Genomic DNA, 21,332 nt, shown 5'->3' with positions numbered 1-21,332 from the left:
CAGACCCTTGCGAAATGATTTATTGATCGACACTCACGGCCGGCGCATCACCTACCTGCGTGTTTCCGTCACTGACCGGTGCAACCTGAACTGCATCTACTGCAACCCGTCCCGGTATGCGAAAAAGCTGGCCCATAGTGATATCCTGACCTATGAGGAGCTTCTTTCCATTATCGAGGCCGGTGCCGGGCTGGGCATCACCAAGGTGCGCATCACCGGCGGCGAACCCCTTGTTCGAAAGGATGCCTGTGATTTTATCGGCAGTGTGTCAGCCATCAGCGGCATCACGGATCTGTCCCTGACCACCAACGGCGTGGTGCTGGCCGACTGCGCCGGCAGGTTGCGGAAGGCCGGCGTCAATCGCATCAACATCAGTCTGGACACCCTGGACCGACGGCGGTTTAAAACCATCACGGGCCATGACCGGTTTGACCGGGTCTGGAAGGGCATACAGGCGGCCCTGAAGGCGGGGTTTTCCCCTGTGAAGCTGAACATGGTGGTGATGCGGGGCATCAATGACGACGAGGTGGCCGACTTTGCAAGGCTGGTGCTCAAGTGGCCTGTTCACGTCCGGTTCATCGAACAGATGCCGGTGGAAACCCGGCTGGCTGATGCCGAGGCGCCGCTGCTCGGTCCTGATATTCAGGCGCGTATTGCCGATGTGGGCCGCATGGTGCCCATCGGAGATACCGGTGACGGCTCCACGGCCCAGCGGTTTACCATTGACGGCGCCATGGGAGAAATCGGTATCATTCGCCCGGTGAGCTGTCATTTCTGCAAAACCTGTAACCGGCTTCGCCTGACCGCGGACGGCAGGCTGCGGCCCTGTCTGATGTCCGACCGGGCCGTTGACATCAAGGGCCCGTTGCGCGGCGGTGCCTCTTTGTCTGAGATCGAAGCGACATTCCGGGAGGCGGTGCGCCTGAAACCGGGGGGCCATAACGCCGTGGGAACAAACGGCTCCCGTCTGCCCAGGGAGATGTGGTGCATTGGTGGATAACCTGAACGCCAGTGATCTTTTAACCATTTATGCTGATCTTCGGCAGACGGCCCGGCAAATGGCGGAGGCCGGCCCGCAGCCGGACTTTTACCGCGATTTTGCGGTGGCCGTGGCCCGCTCCCGCCGGGACCTTGAAACCAGCGTCTATCTGGGGGAGCTGGCTGAAACGATAAGATCCCGTTCCCCCGGCAACCTGGGCCATGGCCTGGGCCACGCCTGGCAGGTGGCCCTGGACGCGGGCGCCGTGGCCGCGGTGGAGGCGGAGCAGGCCGGCTGTTCTTCGGCGGAAACAATTCACATGGTGCTGCTGGCCCATTGCGCGGGGCTGCTGCATGACATTGCGCGAAGCGCTCCGGACCATGCCGCCGAAGGGGCACGGGTGGCACACCGGCACCTGGAACGTGCCGGCGTGCTGGATGGTTCGGGCATCGACCTGGTGACCTTTGCCATCCGTCACCACGAGGCGTTCAAACCGGTGCCGCCGTCACCGTCGACGGCCGGCCACATTGTTTCCGGCAGCCTTTATGACGCGGACAAGTTCCGGTGGGGGCCGGACAATTTCACCCATACCCTGTGGCAAATGATACAAACGGCACCGCCCCCGCTCCCACGGTTCGTGGGGTATTACCCCAGGGCCATGGCGGTGATTGCCGACATCAAAACCACCTTTCGCACCCGCACCGGCCGGGCTTACGGCCCGCAGTTCATCGACATGGGGCTTGATATCGGCAACCGGTTGCTGGCGGTGATCCGTTCCCGTTACGGCCACCTGTTGCCGTGAGCCTGTCCATCCGGGACCGGGCGGGCAAAAAAATTGTTCTTCCTTTAAAATAGGGTATTGACAGGCAATCGGTGTTTTGTTATAGCTGTTAGCGGAAAAACGGTTTGTCGCCGTTGGTCCACAGGCGCATATACCGGGGGAGTTCCATCCAACAACAACTTTTAGAGGAGAGGTGTACACCATGACAAAGGCTGAATTGATTGACAAGATGGCCGCGGATGCAAAGATTACCAAGATGGCCGCGGGCAAAGCCCTTGACGCTTTCATGGACGGCGTGACAAAGGCGCTCAAGAAAAAGGAAGGCAAGGTCACACTGGTCGGCTTCGGCACCTTTGCCAAGGCCCATCGCAAGGCACGCACCGGCAGAAATCCCCAGACCGGCAAACCCATCAAGATCAAGGCGTGCAACGTTGTAAAATTCAGACCTGGTAAAAAGCTTCGGGACGATGTGTAGTCATTGATGTCACCGGGGGGGCGGCACTCCCGCCCCCCGCTCCTCTTTTCCCGGCCTTTCCCGTTTTGTCCCGCCATCGGCCGGAAACTGTTCAATCCGCCATGTTTAAAAATTTTCCGTCACTGTTCCGTTGCCGGCCCCGGGCCTGCCCGGCCCAGAAGGAGAGCAGACTGTTTTACACATAAACCCTGTCGCGGTGTTGCCGTCATGCGGTACTGTTTTGCATTAACGGATAAAAGGGGGTCTTTGTGAAAACCGACGTGCCTACCCCGGTGCCGCCGCATGGCAAAACCGGCCAGTTCGGGCTGCTGTCGACCCGGCGGTTTCTTCCTTTTTTCGGCACCATGTTTTTCGGCGCTTTTAACGACAACGTGTTCCGCAACGGCCTGATCGTACTGATCGCCTTTGGCGCCGGCCTTGCCGACAGCAGCAGCGCCAGCATTCTGGTCAACCTGGCCGCCGGCCTTTTTATTCTGCCCTTTTTTCTGTTTTCCGCCACTGCCGGCCAGATCGCGGACAAGTACGAGAAGGCGGTGCTGATTCGGGGGATCAAGCTTGCCGAGATCGGAATCATGGCCCTTGCGGCCGTTGCGTTTTATCTGAACAGCATTGCCCTGCTGCTGGCGCTGCTTTTTTTCATGGGGGTTCAGTCCACCTTTTTTGGCCCCATAAAATACAGCATCATTCCCGAACATCTCGAACCGGACGAAATCGTGGGCGGCAACGCCATGGTGGAGATGGGAACCTTTGTGGCCATTCTGCTGGGCCTGGTGGCCGGCGGCAAGCTGGCCCACCCGGACCGGCCCCTGCTCATCGGCGGGGCCGTTGTGGCCATCGCGGTATTCGGATGGGTTGCCAGCCGGTTTATTCCGGCATCACCGGCGCCGGCGCCGGACCTTGCGATCAATTTTAACCCCCTGACCCAGACCGCAAGGACCATCGGTTTCGGCCGCCGGGTTCACTCCGTGTTTCTCTCCATTCTGGCGGTGTCGTGGTTCTGGTTTCTGGGCATGGCCTATGTCACCCAGCTGCCCAACTTCACGGCCCGGGTGTTGTATGCCAACACTGATGTCTACATTCTGCTGATGGTGATGTTTACCGTGGGCATCGCCCTGGGATCGCTGCTCTGCGAAAAGCTGTCCGGCAGAAAGGTGGAGCTGGGCCTGGTGCCCCTGGGTTCCATCGGCTTGAGTATTTTCGGGTTTGACCTGTTTCTCTCCTGGACACCCCATCCCGTGGAGCCGCTCATGGGCATCCGGTCCTTTCTGGCCGCTGACGGGGCGTTTCGCGTGCTGGTCGATCTGCTGCTTATCGGTGTGTTCGGCGGGTTCTACTCGGTGCCGCTGTTTGCCTTTATTCAGAAGCGCACCGATCCCGCATACCGGGCACGGGTGATCGCGGCCAGCAATATTTTAAACGCCCTGTTCATGGTGGCGGCCAATGTTGCCGCCATTGTTCTTATCGGCATGGCCGGCCTCTCCATTCCCCTTTTTTTCGCGGTGCTGGCGGTGATGAACGTGGTGGTGGCCCTCTACATCTATACGGTGGTGCCCGAATTTGTGATGCGGTTTCTCATATGGATAATGACCCATACCCTCTACCGGGTGCGCCATACCGGCCTGGAGCATATTCCGGACGAGGGCCCGGTGGTGCTGGTCTGTAACCACGTGAGCTACGTGGATGGCCTGCTTATTGCCGGGGCCTGCCGCCGGCCGCCGCGCTTTGTCATGTACAAACCCATTTACCGGATGCCGGTGCTCAACTTTATCTTTCGTACCGGCAAGGCCATTCCCATTGATTCACAGAAAAATGACCCACGGACCTATGAGCAGGCGTTTGACCGCATCGCCCAGGCCTTAGACGACGGCCAGGTGGTCTGTGTTTTTCCGGAGGGCCGGCTGACGGCCAATGGAGAGATCGGAGAGTTTAAAACCGGCATTGAGAAGATTCTGGAGCGCAACCCCGTTTGCGTGGTGCCCATGGCCCTGCGGGGCATGTGGGGAAGTTATTTCAGCAGAAAGGGCGGAGAACCTCTTTCCAAGAAGCCCCGCCGGTTCTGGTCACGTGTGGAGCTGGCGGCCGGACCGGCCATGGCCCCTGAACAGGCAACCGCTGACGCGCTTCGGGCCGCTGTCATAAAGCTGCGCGGCGACCGGCGGTAAACCGAATATTTCATGAACTATTCAGGTTTGCTCAGGAAGCGCTTTTTTCCCTGGCAATGTCCGCGTACATGGAGTCCGGGTATTCGGACACGATTTGAGCGAAGGCCTTTTGGCTTTTTTCCGTTTCCCCCACCTGTTCATAGAGGCGGGCCAGGTTGAAGAGGGCCGTCTCCTTGTGGGCGGACACAGGTGTGGCCGCGATGGTTTCAAAGCAGTCGGCGGCGGCCTTCAGATCCCCGGCCGCTTCATGGGCATAGCCGAGACCGTTTAAGGCCAGGTGGTGAAGGGTCGGTTTGCCGGCCACGCTTTTAACGAGTTTTGTATAGACATCAACGGCGGCCGCCGCTTCCCCGGACCGGTAGAGCTGTTCCGCATAACGGAGTCCGGCAATCTGCCCGGCAACGGTGCGCGGGTATGTTTCGTAAACCGCCCTGTACTCATCCGTGCTGCCGGCCCCGGCGGCGTCCGCCCGGGCCGTGGCCGAAGCCAGCATATCCGATGCCTTGACCTCGGCCCGGGCGCCGAGGTAGAACACCCCGCCGGTTACCACGGCCACCGCGATCACCAGGCCGATAATGGCGGTGATCTGTTTTCTGTAGGTCTGGGCAAGCTGCATGGCTCTTGCCACAAACACCATGAATTTGTCCGGCTCTTCAAGTTCCCGTTTTCTCTCAAGGGAGATGCGACTGATTTTGGCCATGGTTTTTTGCTCCTTAATAGATCAACAATGAATCAACGAACGTATCCGCTTCCACCCGTGGTCCGGAATTTTTGCCCCGATCACCTGGCACACCTCGTATCCGCAGGCCGACCCCAGGGCCCCGCACCGGTCCAGGGAATAGCCGTTGACCAGCCCGTAAAGGAACCCGGCGGCCCACAGGTCGCCGGCGCCGGTGGTGTCGATGGCCGGGCAGTCGGTCTGCGGCTCGATGCGGATCACCTCGCCGGCGTGCGAAAGGTAACTGCCCAGGGCCCCGACCTTCAGGGCCGCAATGGTGACGTTTCTGGAGAGGCCGGCCAGGGCCTTTAACGCATCGGTGTGGCCGGTGTAGGCATGGGCCTCGTCCTCGTTGGCGATCAGAATGTCAACGTAGTCGGCCACAAGGGTTTCCAGCAGGTCCCGGGACTGGTTGACCACGTCGAAGCTGGCCAGGTCCAGGGAGACCAGTGCCCCGGCCTCCTTGGCGGCCCGCACCGTGGCCAGCATGAGTGCGGGGTTGAACAGCAGGTAGCCTTCCACCACCACGATGGCGCATCCTTCAAAGAGGTGGCGGTTCATGGCCGCCGGATTCAGCTCGGTGGAGGCGCCCAGGCAGGTGAACATGGTGCGCTGGGCATCCGGGGTGATCACGGACAGCACCTTGCCCGTGGGAGAGGCGGACAGGGAGAGCACCGCCTCCACGTTGCTCTTTTTCAGGTCAAAGTGGAAGAGCTCGCCAAAGGTATCCTGGCCCATCACGCCGATGAACCGGGCGTCGCCGCCCAGCATGCCGACACCGGCCACGGTGTTGCAGGCCGATCCGCCGGACACGATGGCGGGTTTCCGGCTGGCCCGTTCAATGGCCCGTTCGATGAATTCGCTTTCCACCAGGGTCATGCCGCCCTTGGCGCTGCCCAGCAGTTGCAGAAACGTGTCCTCTTCCAGGGCCAGCAGATCCACCAGGGCTGAGCCCACCCCGGTGATCCGTTTGGTGTTTTTCTTGATCATACGGTCTTATCCATTTGCCCGGCGGTTTTTGTTGCCGGACTTCACGAAAGTTCCAGTTTGCCGGCGCGAAAGGCGGAAAGGTAACCGGCGCAGTAATTGTCCCTGCCGGCCAGAGCCTCGGCCGCCGCGATATGGGCCACCATCCGTTTGTCCGTGGGATTGATGATGGCCGCATCCAGTCCCTTTAACACGGCCATGACAACAAAACACTGATTTAACAGTTTTCTTTCAGGGAGTCCATAGGAAATGTTCGACAGGCCACAGACGGTGTGAATACCGGGAAATTGCGCCATGATGGTTTCAATGGTGTTCAGGAAGGCCGTTCCGTAGGCGCTGTTGGTGGCCACCGGCTGGACCAGGGGATCCACGTAGATGTTGTCCACAGGCACGTTTGCTCCCACCAGGCGATTGACCAGCCGGTCGGCGATAGCCATGCGCTGGTCAACGGTCTCCGGCATGCCGTCGTCGCTCATGCACAGGGCAATCACCTTCAGATCGGTGCCGGCAATGACGGGCAGAATGGCGTCGCACCGCTTTTCTTCCAGGGAGATGGAGTTGATCATGGCCGTTCCCTGGTGGACGGCCAGGGCCGCCTCAATGGCGGCGGGGCTGGGGCTGTCGATGCAGCAGGGCGCGCCGGTGGCCTGCTGGACCGTCTGAACCAGCCAGGCCAGATGATCGGCCTCGGCATCGGCAAATACACCGGCATTGACATCGATATACCCGGCGCCGCAGGCATGCTGCATGGCGGCGATGCCGGCAATGGCGGCGCCGTCCTGCTCCCTGATGGCCTGGGCCACGGGTTTGCGGCTGGCATTGATCAGTTCTCCGATAATCAGCATGGAACCTCCTTTTTGGATGTGTGAAAAAAAACAGGCGGCCGGAGCAGCGGCGTTGCCGCTTGCGAACCGGGCTCAACATAAACAACCCGTTTCCGGCACCTGTCTGCGTTGTATCCAAAATCCCCTGGTGCTGTCAAGAAAGGGCCTGAATGCGAAACAAAAACAGGGCATGAAAAAACCGCCTGTTGCACCGGCAGGAAAGATCCGTAACAACGGGCGGTTTCAGGGCCAAGAAAGGGCTGTGTCGCAGTGCGGCCGGGTTAAAAGTTGACCGATGTGGCCTCAAAGATGACTTTTTTGCTCTTCAGCGTCTCAAGGATATCGGCGGGCACCGGCTCGTCGGTTTTGATGATCACCATGTTCTTCTGGCCCTCAATCGCTTCATTGCCCACCATAAAGCGAACGATGTTGACGCCCCCTTCGCCGAAGGTGGTGCCGATTCTGCCGATCACGCCCGGCTTGTTCTCGCTGAGAATGATCAGCATGTGGCCTTCCGGGCTGACATCCACGCGGAAATCGTTGATCTCCACGATACGGGGATAGATTTTACCGAACAGGGTGCCGGATACCGTGTCGGTCTGCTCTGTGGTGGTCACCCGCACCGTCATCAGGTTGAGGTAGTCAAAAGGCTCGGCCCGCAGGGTTTCCGTCACCTTGATGCCCATCTCCTGGGCAATGGCCGGGGCGTTGACCGCGTTGACGCCCTCACGCACCAGAGGCTCCAGCAGCCCGTTGATCAGGGCCGTGGAAATGGGCCCCAGCTCCAGGTCGTGGTACTCGCCACTGTATTCAATGGCTACTTCCTGCAGTTTGCCGCGATGAATCTGGGCCAGCAGCAGCCCCAGCTTTCGGCCCAGTTCCAGGTAGGGTTTGAGCCGGGCCAGGCGGTCACCGGTCACCGAGGGCGTGTTGACCGCGTTGATGATGGTTCCCTCTTTCAGATAAGCGATGATCTGCCGGGCCACGTCCACGGCTACGTTGGTCTGGGCCTCCTGGGTGGAGGCGCCCAGGTGGGGCGTGCAGATCACGTTTTCGCAGGTCAGCAGGGGATGTTCACCGGGCGGCTCCTTGGCAAACACGTCCAGGGCCGCGCCCGCCACCTTTCCCGATTGTAAGGCATCGTAGAGGGCTGCTTCGTCGATGATGCCGCCCCGGGCGCAGTTGATGATCATGATCCCGTCCTTCATCCTGGAAAAGGCGTCGGCATTGAGCAGGCCGATGGTTTTTTCCATTTTGGGTACATGAATGGTGATGTAGTCGGACCGGGCATACAGTTCATCCAGGGAGACGCTTTCGTAACCGGCTTCCTGAATTTTTTCCGGGTTCACGTTGGGGTCGAACACGATCACGTTCATGCGCAGGCCCCGTGCCCGGTCCGCCACGATGGAACCGATCTTGCCGAAGCCCAGCAGGCCCAGGGTTTTGTTCATCATCTCCTGGCCCTGAAGTTTTTTCTTTTCCCACCGGCCGGCCTTCAGGGAGATGGTGGCCTGGGGAATGTTGCGGGACAGAGCCATCATCATGGCAATGGCGTGTTCGGCGGTGGTGATGGTGTTGCCCGTGGGCGTGTTCATTACCACGATGCCCTTCTGGGTGGCGGCCGGCACGTTGACGTTGTCCAGGCCGATGCCGGCCCGGCCGATCACCTTGAGGTTGGTGGCCGCCGTAATGACCTCGGCGGTCACCTTGGTGGCGCTGCGGATTATCAGGGCGTCGTAAGTCCCGATCTGCTGAATGAGAGCTTCTGGCGTCAGGTCGGTTTTTACGTCCACCTCAATGCCGGGCTCATTTTTAAACAGTTCAATGCCTGCCTCTCCCAGTTTGTCACTCACCAGGACCTTCATGATGGCCTCCTCTATGGTTGGGTTGTCAGCGGGTTCCTGCCTTGCTGCTTAAGACAAGTCCCGCAAACACTTTTGGATAATAAAAGGTCGATTTTCTCGGCATGATCTCCCCGGCCCCTGCCACGGCCTTCATCTGGTCGTTGGTCGTGGGGTTTAAAAGGAACGCCATGTCGCAGTCGCCTGAAGCCACAGCGTCAAATGCTTCGCCGGCGATGCTGGTATAGGCCAGCACATGTTCGTCATCCAGATCGGCAAGGGGGTACCCCAGTATTTGGATCAGGATCAGCCGGGTGAGCACGGTAACGTCAAGGGTGCGGAGCACCGGCGGTACCTCTCCTGAGAAGACGGTCTCCATCACCCGGGGCTTGGGGGTAAGCAGGTAAAAGGCATCCTTACCGCCGATGGCGCAGCCGATGGTGTTATTTGCGGTATCGGCCTGCAGCTGTCCCATCAGTTCCTTCCGGGCCGCGGACAGGTCGGCCCCAGTCACGGGAATCGTCTGAATGTCGAAACAGGCGGACGCCTCTTCCAGGAACCGGTCGCGCCGGGCCGGTGCCACCCCCTTCAGCAGGCGGTGGGCCGGGAGAATCACCAGGCCGGGGTCGGCCATGCTGGACAGGTACATGAGCACATAATCGGCCGGGTGGCGGTCGGAAAAATCCGGGGTCTGGTCGGCCACCCACTGCCGGTAGGCCAGGGCCGTTTCGTAACGGTGGTGGCCGTCGGCGATAAAAAGCTGTTTGTCGGCCATTGCCCGTGAGATCTCCTGCTGCACGGCTTTGTCCGTGATGCGCCACAGGCACTGTTTTTCGCCCCGGTCATCCACAAAGGAGGCATCCGGGGTGTTGCCGCCGGTGGCCTGTTTTACCAGATTCAGTACCCGGTTGTCGTCATCGGAAAAGAGGGAGAAGATGGGGCTGAAGTTGGCTTTTGTGGCCTTTGTCAAAAGCAGCCGGTCGGCCTTGACCTTGGAGGAGGTCCGCTCGTGGGGCAGAATGATGCCCCGTTCAAAGGGCTCCAGCCCCACTTCGGCGATGATGCCGTAACGGGTGTAAGTCTGCTGCTCCACGGAAAAGGTGACCGAGGAGAGATAAAAGGCGGGCTCGCTGTCTTGCGCAAGAATGCCTTGTGCCCGCCATTCTTCAAACCGCTGGGCCGAGGCCCCGTAAAACCGTGGAGTTTCCCCGGCGTTTTCCCCGGGCTCGCCGAGAATCAGCCGGACCACATTATGGGGGTGGCGGTCACACAGGACCTTCTGGTAGCCAGCTGAGATGACATCGTAGGGAGGGGAGACCACGTTTCCAAAACCCCCCGTTTTTTCAGGATTATAGAGAATCCCCCGCAAAGGGACAACGCGTGCCATGGTGTATCCTTAAAAGTTAGTTTCCGTTTGTGCTTCAGCGGTGCCGTTGTATAGCGAGTACCGCTCTTTGGACCGAATGTAAAGGGCCATATTATGATCATGTGGCTTTTTTTTTCAAGAAGATATTTCCTGAGGCCGGCCTCCGGGGACAGCCGGGTGCCGGAATGTGGGCAAACAGTGGGAAGGCTCCGGCAGCACAGCGCTAAAGTGTTTACAACACATTGATTTTAGATACATATTGCCCGCCCCCCCCGCCGTGTTTCCTGTTGACAGGCAGAAAAATATTATATATATGGTCAACACTTGACAGATGTTTGGACCGGCAACACCGTGTTCCGCACCTGACTGGCGATACCCGGCGGCCACGCGATTTGCTCCACCGCCCCGGCAACAACAAAAGACAAGGAGTTTTTCATGGGCAGGACACATCTTTTTACATCCGAATCCGTTACCGAAGGCCATCCCGACAAGGTGGCCGACTGCATCTCCGACGCTGTTCTTGACGCCCTGATCAGCCAGGACAAAAACTGCCGCGTGGCATGTGAAACCCTTGTCACCACGGGTGTTGCGTTTATCGCCGGTGAAATCACGGCCAATGCCACGGTCAACTTTCCCGATATCGTCCGGGACACCATTCGCCGGATCGGTTATACCTCTTCGGACATGGGGTTTGACTGGCAGACCTGCTCCGTGGTGACCAGCATTGACAAGCAGTCTCCGGACATCGCCCAGGGCGTGAACGAGGGGGACGGTCTTTTCAAGGAACAGGGGGCAGGGGACCAGGGGCTGATGTTCGGGTTTGCCTGTGATGAAACCCCTGAACTCATGCCGGCCCCCATCAGCTACGCTCACAAGCTGACAAAACAGCTTGCCGATGTGCGCAAAAACGGGGTGCTTGATTTTTTAAGGCCTGACGGCAAATCCCAGGTCACGGTTCAGTATGAGGACGGCCAGCCCAAAAGGATCGATACCATTGTCATTTCCTCCCAGCACAGCCCGGACGTGACGTATGACGAACTCAAAGACCGGATTATCGCGGAGGTGATTCTGCCCGTGATACCCGGAGAACTGCTGGATGAACAGACAAAATATTTTATCAACCCCACAGGCCGTTTTGTGGTAGGCGGGCCCATGGGAGACTGTGGTCTCACCGGCAGAAAGATCATCGTGGATACCTACGGCGGCATGGGCCGTCACGGCGGCGGCTGTTTTTCCGGCAAGGATCCCTCCAAGGTGGACAGAAGCGCTTCTTATATGGGCCGGCACGTGGCCAAGAATATCGTGGCCGCCGGTATTGCCAAACGGTGCGAGGTGCAGGTAGCCTATGCCATCGGCGTGGCCCAGCCGGTATCGGTCATGGTGGATCTCATGGGGACCGGTCGCATTCCCGAGGCCGATGCCGAGCGGATCGTGCGGGAGGTGTTCGATTTGCGACCGGCAGCCATCATCGATTACCTGGATCTGAAGCGGCCCATCTACGGGCCCACCGCCGCCTACGGCCATTTCGGCCGCACCGGCGACAGCTTCCCCTGGGAATCGACCCGCCGGGCCGATGAGATTCGCGGCAAGGCGGGAATATAGTCGGCTTGTTCAGAGACCACAATATGGCGGTCTGTTGCCGGGCGCCGATCAGGACCGGAGCCGCGCCTTGACGGATGCTTGCGTCTTTTTGATATTAGCTTGAAAAGTTCCTTATTATTCCGTATAGTAACAACGATGCAGCAGACGGCCTGCCGGTTTGCCGGCAAAAGGGCTTAACCCGGATGTTTCACGAGTTGGTTTGGTCGCGGATGCAAGGCACGGCATGCGATGCTGTAGCCGGCTACCGCAAGCATGCTGCAACACAGCAGACGCGGCCAAGGCGGCTCGCCCGAAGGGTGAAATTTTTCGACATAAAATTGGCGTAAAATGCCTCAAACCGCTCATGACAGTTTGTATTTTCAAAAACCGGCTGAATTTTATTAGAGCAGCCTGTGTTTGGCATGAATATTCGTCCATGCTGAAAAATTTCATGAAATATTCGGGTTAGGGTTTAGCGGTTCATAACAGCGAGGAGGAGCGATGGCGCTTTATCTCTGGGAAGGAAAGCGAAAAGACCAGTCGACCCAGAAGGGCGAGATGGAGGCCCCCAGCGAGGAGGCGGTCCGTGCCCAGCTTCAGCGGCAGAGAATCACGCCGATAAAAGTCAAGAAAAAACCAAAAGATCTGTTTGAAAACGTCGCCTTTCTTCAGCCCAGGGTCAAGGAAGAGAATGTTATTATTTTTGCCCGCCAGTTCTCCACCATGATCGATGCCGGTCTGCCCATTGTTCAGTGTCTGGATATTCTTTTTTCCCAGGAGGACAACCCCACCTTCAGAAAGATTCTTAAAAGTATAAAGGACAGCGTGGAAGGGGGCCAGACCCTGGCCGACGCCATGAAGCCGTTTCCCGATCAGTTTGACAATCTGTTTGTCAACATGATCGCCGCCGGTGAGGCCGGTGGTATTCTGGATGTCATTCTGAAGCGGCTCTCCGCTTACATGGAAAAGGCGGCCAAGCTCAAGCGGCAGGTCAAGGGTGCCATGATGTACCCTCTGATCACCCTGTCCATTGCTGTTCTGGTGGTGATCGTGATTCTGGTGTTCGTCATTCCGGTGTTTCAGGAGATGTTTGCCGATTTCGGCAAAGAGCTGCCCGCCCCCACCCAGTTTGTCATTTTTCTTTCCGATACGGTGAAATCCCAGATTCATTTTATCATCATCGCCTTTGTACTGCTTGTCCTGGCCTACCGCCAGTTTTACAAGACGGAAAAGGGTCGCCTGTTCATGGACGGCCTTTTTCTCAAGTTCCCCATTGTAGGTATTCTGCTCCGCAAGGTGGCGGTTGCCCGATTCACTCGCACCATGGGTACCATGCTGGCCAGCGGCGTCTCCATTCTGGATGCTCTGGATATCGTGGCCCGCACCGCCGGCAACAAGGTGGTGGAAAACGCGGTCTTCAAGGTCCGTTCCGGCATTTCCGAAGGCCGCACCATGGCCGATCCCCTTCTGGAGAGCGGGGTCTTTCCGTCAATGGTGTGCCAGATGATTTCCGTTGGCGAGTCCACCGGCGCTCTGGATGCCATGCTGGAAAAGATCGCCGATTTTTATGAAGAAGAGGTGGATGCCGCCGTGGAAAGCCTGACCTCTGCCATTGAGCCGCTGATGATGGTCTTCATGGGCGGATTGATCGGCGGCCTGGTGGTCTCCATGTATCTGCCCGTCTTCCAACTGGCCGGCGCGGTATCCGGCTAGTCTCCCGAGTGCCCTGGCTTAACTTCGCCCGGTGGCGCTGTTCATGAGCCGGGTTTTTATCATTGTCGGGTCGCCACGGTCGGAATTTTCCCTCATGCCGAAAGAAAAAACATCATCATTGCCGCCGGGCGAACGAATCGCGATATCCGTGGTGGATGCCACCATGGACCTGTTTGCGCAGGAGTTCAGCCGGCGGCTTAAATGGCTGATCGCTCTGCGGGCCATGTTCGGACTTTTTTTACTCGGCTCCACGGTGGCCTTTACCCGCATCAAGAAGTTTTCCGCCGCCGCCGACCCATTGATCCTGCTCTATTTTCTTTCCGCCTTCATTCTTCTTCTCTCTCTGGCTTACGCCATCCTGATGCTGTTTATAAAGAGAAAGAAGCTGTTCACGTTTGTCCAGCTGATTATGGACACATTCATCGTCACAACGATCATCTTTATCACCGGCTCTTTTTCCAGCGTCTTTTCGTTTCTCTATCTCATCGTGGTGATCAGCGCCTGTTTTTTTCTGCTTCGAAAGGGCGGTATGATCATCGCGGCCCTGTGCAGTATTCAATACGGCCTGATGATCGACCTGGAATATTACGGCATTCTGCGACCCTTTGAGATGGCCCATATCTTCGGGGTGGCATCCTACAGCGGCCCCCATATTCTTTATAAGATGATCGTGACCATTCTGGCCTGTTTTGTGGTCGCCTTTCTCACCAGCCTGCTGGTGGAGCAGGAGCAGCGCGCCAAAAAAGAGTTGTGGGCCATGCGCAAGCATGTGGACCGGGTGGAGCGCATGGCCGCCATCGGGGAAATGGCCGCCGGCCTGGCCCATGAGATAAAGAACCCTTTAGCGGCCCTCACCGGTGCTATTGAGATGCTCAACAGTGAACTGACTTTTTTTGATCCTGACGGGGCCCGGTTGATGGGGATTGTCAAGCGGGAAACCAAGCGGCTCAACACGCTGGTGACCAATTTTCTTTTGTTTGCCAGACCCCAAAGGGGCAAGGCTCAGTCGGTTCTTCTGGACCGGGTGATCCGCGACACCCTTGATCTGTTTGAAAAGGGGATCAATGAAGACTGGATCGTCTGCCGGTCGGTTCTGGCCCCCAATATCTGGGTGGATGTGGATCCCGAATATCTGCGGCAGATTCTCTGGAACCTGCTGCTCAACGCGGCCGACGCCATTCGGGACAGTGGCCGGAAAGAAGGCGTCATCACCGTGACCACAGCCTCGGCCAGGGACCATTTGGCCGCCATCGAGGTGGCTGATAACGGCTGTGGCATGCCGGAAAGCGATATGGATGCCATCTTTAACCCTTTTTTTACCACCAAGCCCAAGGGAACGGGTCTTGGTCTTTCCGTGGTGCATCGCCTGGTTGAAGCCTATGGCGGCCGGATCGACGTGGAGAGCCTCCAGGGGCAGGGGTCCCGGTTCAGCCTGTTCCTGGAAAAAGTCCCCGCACCGCTGGACCAACCGACCGCGCTTGAAACTTAACCTTGACTACCGGCCGGGTCTCCTGTAGACCTTAAAGGTTTAATCGAATACCGGCTACCGGGCCGAAAATTGCCAGACAGGTTGATACGCATGGAAAAAGCCGAAAGCATAATTGACATACGCCGGGAAAAGATGTCGGCCCTCAAAGCCGGAGGGATTGATCTCTTCCCTTCCACTTTCAATGTCACCCACACGGTGGCCGACATGCTCGGGTTGATTGAGGCCGGACGGCCGCCGTCACCGGAGAGTGATAACCTGCCGGTACTGGCCGGCCGCATGATGGCCATCAACCGCTTCGGCAAGGCTGCCTTTGTCCGTTTCAGGGACCGTACCGGCCTGATGCAGGCTTACATACAGAAAGACAAGGTGGGCAGTGACGCCTACGCCCTTTTCAAGCAGATGGACGTGGGCGACGTTATCGGTCTTTCCGGGGGCCTGTTTCAGACAAAAACCGGGGAATGGACCGTTCAGGCCGAAACGATCCGGCTGCTCTGCAAGGCCACCCGGCCCCTGCCGGAAAAATTTCACGGTCTCAAGGATCCGGAAAAACGGTATCGGAAGCGGTACCTGGACCTGATCATGAACAGCGCCACCCGGGACGTCTTTATTCGTCGGAGCCGGGCGATCCAGGCCATTCGGACCTTTCTGCTGGAGCGGGATTTTCTGGAGGTGGAAACGCCCATGATGCAGCCCATTCCCGGCGGGGCCGAGGCCAGACCCTTTGTGACCCATCACAATGCCCTGGACATGGACCTGTTTCTTCGCATCGCGCCGGAACTCTATCTCAAGCGGCTGGTGGTGGGCGGTTTTGAGAGAGTGTTTGAAATCAACAGGAATTTTCGGAACGAAGGGATTTCCACCCGTCACAATCCGGAGTTCACCATGCTGGAGTTCTACCAGGCTTATGCCGACTACCAGGGCCTGATGGCCATGACCGAAGATCTGTTCTGCCATGTGGCTGAAGCGGTGACCGGTTCCCGGCAGGTCGTTTACCAGGCGCATACCATTGATTTTTCCGGACCCTGGCCCAGAGTGCCCCTGCTGGAGGCCCTGCAACGGATCGGCGGTGTGGACGCGGGGATACTGAACGACCGGGAGGCCCTGCTGGCCCATGCCGCGGCCAGAGGGGTGCAGATCGCCCGGACGGACACCAGCACCGGCAAGGTGATCACCAAGTTGTTCGACGCGCTGGTGGAGCCCCACCTGATTCAGCCCACCTTTATCACCGGCTATCCGGTGGAGGTCTCACCGCTTTCAAAAGCCAGCGCGCAGGCGCCGGGGTTTGTAGACCGGTTTGAACTGTTTATCGCGGGCAATGAAATCGCCAACGGATTTTCAGAGCTCAATGATCCCGAAGAGCAGCGCCAGCGGTTCGCGGCTCAGGTGGCGGCCCGGAAAGCCGGGGATGACGAGGCCCATTTCATGGATGAGGACTATATTGAGGCCCTTGAATACGGCATGCCGCCCACGGCCGGCGAAGGCATCGGCATCGACCGGCTGGTCATGCTGCTGACCGATGCGCCTTCCATTCGGGAGGTCATTCTTTTTCCCCATATGCGGCGGGAAGAAGCGCCGGGCAATGCCTGAATCGCGGCCCGGATCAACCATCCACAAAAGCGTAGTGGTTTTATGATGTATGAACTGTTCATCGGTAGACGCCACCTGATGACGGCCAAGCGCAACGTGTTTGTCTCCCTGATCACCCTGCTGTCGGTGGTGGGGGTCATCATCGGGGTCATGGCCCTGATCATCGTCATCGCCGTGATGTCCGGGTTTGAAGCCGACATCAAGGCGCGCATTCTCGGCATTGAGTCCCATGTGGTGCTCTCCCGCCACGGCGGTGAACTTCATGACTACGAACGCGTTGTGCAGGAGGTTTCCCGTCACCCTGAAGTGGAAACGCAACTGCCCTTTATCATGACCCAGGTCATGTTCCGTTCTTCCTATGGGGTGTCCGGCGGGCTTTTAAAAGGCGTGGAACCGGACAAGGCCGCCCATGTCATGACCATCTTTAAGAACATGGAACCCCTGGCGGAAAAGCTTCGGCAGCGCACCAAAGACCAGGCGCCGGGTATTGTGCTGGGCAAGGAACTGGCCCAGCGACTGGGCGTAACGGAAGGCGACACGGTGTATCTTGTGCTCTCCATGGGGGCGCTCTCCCCGGTGGGCCATATGCCGGCGGTCAAGCGGTTCGCGGTGACCGGCATTTTTGAAGCGGGCATGCACGAGTATGACAGTGCTTTTTCCTATATTCACCTGGCCGAGGCCCAGCATATCCTGCACATGGACAACAGCGTGGGTGGTATTGAAATACGGGTGAAGGACATCTACCGGGCCGATACCGTCGGCGAGCAGCTGGTTGCCCGCCTGGGTTACCCCTATTACGCCAGGGACTGGATGTCCATGAACCGAAACCTGTTTTCGGCACTGAAACTTGAAAAGACCGTGATGTTCATTATTCTGACCCTGATCATCCTTGTGGCGGCCTTTAATATCGCCAGTTCGCTGATCATGATCGTGATGAACAAAAAACGGGAGATCGGCATTCTAAAGGCCATGGGCGCCACCCGGAAAAGCATCAAGCGTATTTTTGTCATTGAGGGCATGATCATCGGGGGGGCCGGCACCCTGCTGGGCCTCTTTTTTGGCGTGCTTGCCTGCCTGCTCCTTCAACGGTACCAGTTTATCGATCTGCCTGATGACGTCTACTACATTACCACCCTGCCGGTGCAGCTGGAGCTGACTGACGGACTGATCATCGCCCTGGCGGCCCTGGCCATCTGCTATCTGGCCACCCTCTATCCCGCCAACCAGGCATCCAAGGTGGACCCGGTGGAGGCGATCCGTTATGGTTGACACGAACGGACTTACCGGAAAAACAGGCATGGCGGATCCTCTGATCGTGGGCCGGGACCTGTACAAGGGTTTTCATAATGACCAGTTCCGGGTGGAGGTGCTCACCGGCGTGGATATCGAGATATTCAGGGGCGAGACCGTGGCCGTGGTCGGGGCGTCGGGCATCGGCAAGTCCACCTTTCTCCAGATACTGGGGGCACTGGATCCGCCGGACAGGGGCACCCTTTTGTTTGAAGGCCGGGATGTCTATGCCCTGGGCGAATCGGAGCTGGCGGCCTTGCGAAACCGCTACGTGGGGTTTGTGTTCCAGTTTCATTACCTGCTGCCCGAATTTGACGCGCTTGAAAACGTCATGATGCCCGTGTTGATCGGGTCTAACGACCGGCCCGCGGCCGCGGATGCCGCCGAGGAGATACTGGCCCGGGTGGGGCTGGCCCACCGGCTGCACCATCGCCCTTCCGAGCTTTCCGGCGGTGAGCAGCAGCGCGTGGCCATTGCCCGTGCCCTTGTGCTGCGTCCTCAGATCGTGCTGGCCGATGAGCCCACCGGCAATCTGGACGCAAAAACCAGCAGCCGCATTCACGAATTGCTGGCTGAGCTGAACGGGGAACTGGGCACGACGCTTATTGTCGCCACTCATAACATGGGGCTTGCGTCCCTGATGTCCCGGCAAATGACCATTGTGGACGGGAAAGTGAAAACTGTTGAAGACGGATCAGAAACGGAGTCCTGAAGTGAGATCAAGACAGATATGGTATCGTTGTGTCCGGTGGTTTGCGGACAGTCCCGTTTCCCGGGCCATGTTTTATAACGGCGCCGTTTTCCTGCTGGCGCTCTGTTTCTTCCCTGTCCCCGCCGGGGCAGACCAGCAGCCTCGTGTGGCGCTTTTCCCTTTGGCCGTGTGGGCCGACAGCGACGCCGCCGGTCCGCTGTCACAACAGGTACTGGCCCTGGTTTCCGAAAATTTTGAACAGACCTGCGGTGTTTCCGTTACGCTTTACGATGAAGCAGCGTCCCTTTTCACGCCGGGGGAGAAGCAGCGGGCCGCCCGGGCGGCACAGGCCGATTTCGCGCTATGGGGCGGCATCACCTCCCTGGGCAACAGCTTCAGCATTGATCTTTCCCTGCTTTCCGCGGACAGCGGGGAACTTCGCCGGTTTTTTGGCCAGGGGGAAGATCCGGGCCAACTGGCCGATGCGATTCGCGGTCTTTCCAGTGACATGTGCGCCGCGGTCACGGGTCGCAAAAGGATCGAGCAGATTGTGGTCCAGGGCAGTGATCGTATTGAGGCCGATGCCATTGTGCGGGTGATTCGGACCAGGGAAGGGGAAATATACAACCGGGAACAGCTCTCGGAAGACCTGAAGCACATTTACGCCATGGGCTATTTTGAGGACGTGCGGGTGGAAGCCGAAGATTCGGCCCGGGGGAAAAAGATCGTTTTTACCGTCAGGGAGCGGCCCACGGTCGGCCGTATCACCATCCACAAGTACACGGTTTTTTCCGAAGAGGAGATCAGGGAGGAGCTTGTCATCAAGCGTGGCGCGGTGCTGAATATCGTTGAGATTCAGGAGAGTGTCAACCGCATTGAGCAGCTTTACAAGGGCAAGAACTATCACAACGTAAAAGTCTCCTACGAGATTCAGGAGGAAAAGAACAACCAGGCCGATGTGGCCTTTACCATTGACCGGGGCGACAAGTTCATGGTGCGCGAGATTATTTTTGCGGGCAACAGCGCATACAGGGACAAGGAGCTGCGCAAAATCATCAAAACCAGAAAAAAAGGATTCTTCTGGTGGCTCACATCGTCGGGGGATCTGAACATGGATCAGCTGCGCCAGGACGTGGCCATGCTGAGCAACCATTACCACAACAGCGGCTATATTGATGCCCGGATCGGAGACCCTGAAATCGAATACCTGGAGGAACGGATTCGCATCACCTTCAAGATTGAGGAGGGACAGCGATTCCGGGTGGGAATCGTGGACCTTCAGGGGGACGCGGATGAGTTCAGGCCCGAGCTTGAGAAAATGCTCAACATTACCGAAGAGGAATTTTTCAACCGGTCCATGGTCCGGGCCGATATTCTTTCGATCACTGGTTTTTACGGGGACAAGGGGTATTTCTATGCCGACGTGATTCCCGATGTGCGGAAAAATGATGCCGACCTGACGGTGGATATCACGTATATCGTTCAAAAGGGCGGGCTGGTCTATTTTGACGATATTATCATCACCGGCAACACCAAGACCCGGGACAAGGTGATCCGTCGGGAGCTGGATGTCTATGAGCAGGAGCTTTACAGCGGCAGCCGTTTGAAAAAGAGCGTGTCCCGGCTTCACCGGCTTAACTATTTTGAGACCCTCAAAGTAGACACCGTTGAAGGCGCGGAACCGGACAAGGTGGACCTGAAGATTGAGGTGGAGGAAAAACCCACGGGCATGTTCTCCTTCGGCGGCGGGTACAGCAGCGTGGAGAGCCTGTTTTTTACGGCCTCCGTCTCCCAGCAGAACCTGTTCGGCAGGGGCCAGGTGCTCAACCTTCAGGGCCAGATCGGCGGCACCTCCTCCGAGTACCGGCTCAGTTTTACCGAGCCCTATCTGTTTGACACCCGTGTTTCTGCAGGCATCGATGTGTATGACTGGAACGTGGATGCCGATACCTATGACCGGCATACCATCGGCGGCAGCCTTCGGTTCGGTTATCCCCTGTTTGAAAACACCCGCCTTTACCTGGCGTATACCTATGATGTCAATGAGGTGGACGATGTTTCCATCTATGCGCCCTGGTCCATTCAGGAGATGGCCGCCCAGGGAGGCGAGAGTGTCACCAGCGGGGCCTCTGTTTCCCTGGTGTATGATACCCGTGATAACTATATGAATCCCTCCCGGGGCACCAAGAGTACGATTGCCATTGAGAACGCCGGCGGTCCTCTGGGCGGAGATGTGGCGTTCACCAAGTACACCGGTGAGACCGGCTGGTATCACCCTCTTTTCTGGCGGTTTGTGGGTTTTGCCCATGCCAAGGGCGGTTATGTGCATGAAAATTCCGGCGGGTTTCTGCCGGACTATGACCGGTTCTACCTGGGCGGCATCAACTCGTTGCGGGGGTTTGGCTGGCGTGATATATCGGTGAAAGAGACCGTAGAGGTATGGTCCAGTCAAACCAACAGCTGGCAGGAGGTGATCGTGGAAGAGAAGGGCGGCGACAAGTTTGTGCAGTTTAACATCGAACTGCTCTGCCCCCTGTTTGACAAAAAGGCCGGTCTGGTGGGAGTGTTATTTTATGATGCCGGTAACGTGTATGATGAAGGCCAGGAGTTGTTTGACCTGCGCCCACGGGAGAGCGCCGGGTTCGGTATCCGGTGGTTCTCGCCCATGGGTCCCATTCGCCTGGAGCGGGGATACATCCTGGACCCCAGGCCGGGCGAGGATTCTGGCGGACGGTGGGAGTTCACCATCGGCACGGCATTTTAACCGAACCGTTCTAAATTTTTCGGGTCGGCGGTTTTTATCAGACAATACATTTTGAACACAACAAAACCAATAAGGAGGCGGTAA

General features: G+C 58.0%; 17 protein-coding genes. 12 read left to right on the top strand and 5 right to left on the bottom strand.

Features of this window, described 5'->3' with window-relative positions; translation table 11 throughout:
- Nucleotides 1–7: 7 nt before the first annotated feature.
- From moaA to DOLE_RS14705, 4 genes are all read left to right on the top strand, one after another.
- Entirely contained in the window at nt 8–1,000 is a 993-nt protein-coding gene (moaA, locus tag DOLE_RS14720; RefSeq protein WP_012176273.1) for a GTP 3',8-cyclase MoaA, read from the top strand.
- Nucleotides 993–1,781, top strand: a complete 789-nt coding sequence (locus DOLE_RS14715) for an HD domain-containing protein (protein ID WP_153304451.1) — start codon at nt 993–995, stop codon at nt 1,779–1,781. The genes moaA and DOLE_RS14715 overlap by 8 nt, the downstream gene beginning before the upstream one ends.
- A 181-nt stretch (nt 1,782–1,962) precedes the next feature.
- Complete coding sequence (locus DOLE_RS14710) at nt 1,963–2,235, top strand: HU family DNA-binding protein (protein ID WP_012176271.1); 273 nt, start codon at nt 1,963–1,965, stop codon at nt 2,233–2,235.
- Nucleotides 2,236–2,483: 248 nt separating this feature from the next.
- On the top strand, nt 2,484–4,397 hold the full coding sequence (locus tag DOLE_RS14705) for an MFS transporter (protein ID WP_012176270.1): 1,914 nt from the start codon (nt 2,484–2,486) through the stop codon (nt 4,395–4,397).
- 31 nt (nt 4,398–4,428) lie between these two features.
- Here the strand turns inward: DOLE_RS14705 and DOLE_RS14700 are convergent, their stop codons facing one another.
- From DOLE_RS14700 to DOLE_RS14690, 3 genes are read right to left on the bottom strand one after another with little or no spacing between them, the layout of a single operon-like run.
- On the bottom strand, nt 4,429–5,097 hold the full coding sequence (locus DOLE_RS14700) for a tetratricopeptide repeat protein (protein WP_012176269.1): 669 nt from the start codon (nt 5,095–5,097) through the stop codon (nt 4,429–4,431).
- A 21-nt stretch (nt 5,098–5,118) separates the two neighbouring features.
- Complete coding sequence (locus DOLE_RS14695; protein ID WP_012176268.1) at nt 5,119–6,105, bottom strand: adenosine kinase; 987 nt, start codon at nt 6,103–6,105, stop codon at nt 5,119–5,121.
- A 41-nt stretch (nt 6,106–6,146) separates the two neighbouring features.
- Nucleotides 6,147–6,947 carry a methyltetrahydrofolate cobalamin methyltransferase gene (locus tag DOLE_RS14690; protein ID WP_012176267.1) on the bottom strand — a complete coding sequence of 267 codons (801 nt, stop codon included), beginning with the start codon at nt 6,945–6,947 and terminating at the stop codon, nt 6,147–6,149.
- Between DOLE_RS14690 and DOLE_RS14685 the strand changes: the two genes are divergently transcribed.
- Nucleotides 6,946–7,218, top strand: a complete 273-nt coding sequence (locus tag DOLE_RS14685) for a hypothetical protein (protein WP_153304450.1) — start codon at nt 6,946–6,948, stop codon at nt 7,216–7,218. The two genes, DOLE_RS14690 and DOLE_RS14685, sit on opposite strands and share 2 nt — an antisense overlap.
- Here the strand turns inward: DOLE_RS14685 and serA are convergent.
- On the bottom strand, nt 7,208–8,791 hold the full coding sequence (gene serA, locus DOLE_RS14680) for a phosphoglycerate dehydrogenase (protein WP_012176266.1): 1,584 nt from the start codon (nt 8,789–8,791) through the stop codon (nt 7,208–7,210). The two genes, DOLE_RS14685 and serA, sit on opposite strands and share 11 nt — an antisense overlap.
- 25 nt (nt 8,792–8,816) lie before the next feature.
- The gene (locus DOLE_RS14675; RefSeq protein WP_012176265.1) at nt 8,817–10,154 is read right to left on the bottom strand and encodes a DUF1015 domain-containing protein; all 1,338 of its coding nucleotides are present in this window, start codon (nt 10,152–10,154) and stop codon (nt 8,817–8,819) included.
- 414 nt (nt 10,155–10,568) lie between these two features.
- On the opposite strand from DOLE_RS14675, the gene metK reads away from it, so the two are divergent.
- The 7 genes from metK (at nt 10,569) to bamA (ending at nt 21,248) form a co-directional block, all read left to right on the top strand.
- Nucleotides 10,569–11,735: a methionine adenosyltransferase gene (gene metK / locus DOLE_RS14670; protein WP_012176264.1), complete on the top strand. Its 1,167-nt coding sequence runs from the start codon at nt 10,569–10,571 to the stop codon at nt 11,733–11,735.
- Nucleotides 11,736–12,215: 480 nt separating this feature from the next.
- The gene (locus DOLE_RS14665) at nt 12,216–13,427 is read left to right on the top strand and encodes a type II secretion system F family protein (protein ID WP_012176263.1); all 1,212 of its coding nucleotides are present in this window, start codon (nt 12,216–12,218) and stop codon (nt 13,425–13,427) included.
- Between the two features lie 94 nt (nt 13,428–13,521).
- On the top strand, nt 13,522–14,916 hold the full coding sequence (locus DOLE_RS14660) for a two-component system sensor histidine kinase NtrB (protein ID WP_167320888.1): 1,395 nt from the start codon (nt 13,522–13,524) through the stop codon (nt 14,914–14,916).
- Between the two features lie 90 nt (nt 14,917–15,006).
- Nucleotides 15,007–16,503, top strand: coding sequence for a lysine--tRNA ligase (lysS, locus tag DOLE_RS14655; protein ID WP_041280608.1), 1,497 nt, complete (start codon nt 15,007–15,009; stop codon nt 16,501–16,503).
- Nucleotides 16,504–16,545: 42 nt separating this feature from the next.
- Nucleotides 16,546–17,772: a lipoprotein-releasing ABC transporter permease subunit gene (locus tag DOLE_RS14650; protein WP_012176260.1), complete on the top strand. Its 1,227-nt coding sequence runs from the start codon at nt 16,546–16,548 to the stop codon at nt 17,770–17,772.
- Between the two features lie 28 nt (nt 17,773–17,800).
- Nucleotides 17,801–18,505 (top strand): ABC transporter ATP-binding protein, encoded by a 705-nt coding sequence (locus DOLE_RS14645; RefSeq protein ID WP_041281239.1) that lies wholly within the window; start codon nt 17,801–17,803, stop codon nt 18,503–18,505.
- A gap of 1 nt (nt 18,506) precedes the next feature.
- A complete protein-coding gene (gene bamA / locus DOLE_RS14640) occupies nt 18,507–21,248 on the top strand; it encodes an outer membrane protein assembly factor BamA (RefSeq protein ID WP_012176258.1) in 2,742 nt (913 codons plus the stop codon).
- Nucleotides 21,249–21,332 lie beyond the last annotated feature (84 nt).

Source organism: Desulfosudis oleivorans Hxd3, from assembly GCF_000018405.1.
In the GTDB taxonomy this organism is placed as follows: domain Bacteria; phylum Desulfobacterota; class Desulfobacteria; order Desulfobacterales; family Desulfosudaceae; genus Desulfosudis; species Desulfosudis oleivorans.
The sequence above is the reverse complement of the archived record's forward strand: the minus strand, read 5'-3'. Positions and strand labels throughout refer to the sequence as shown.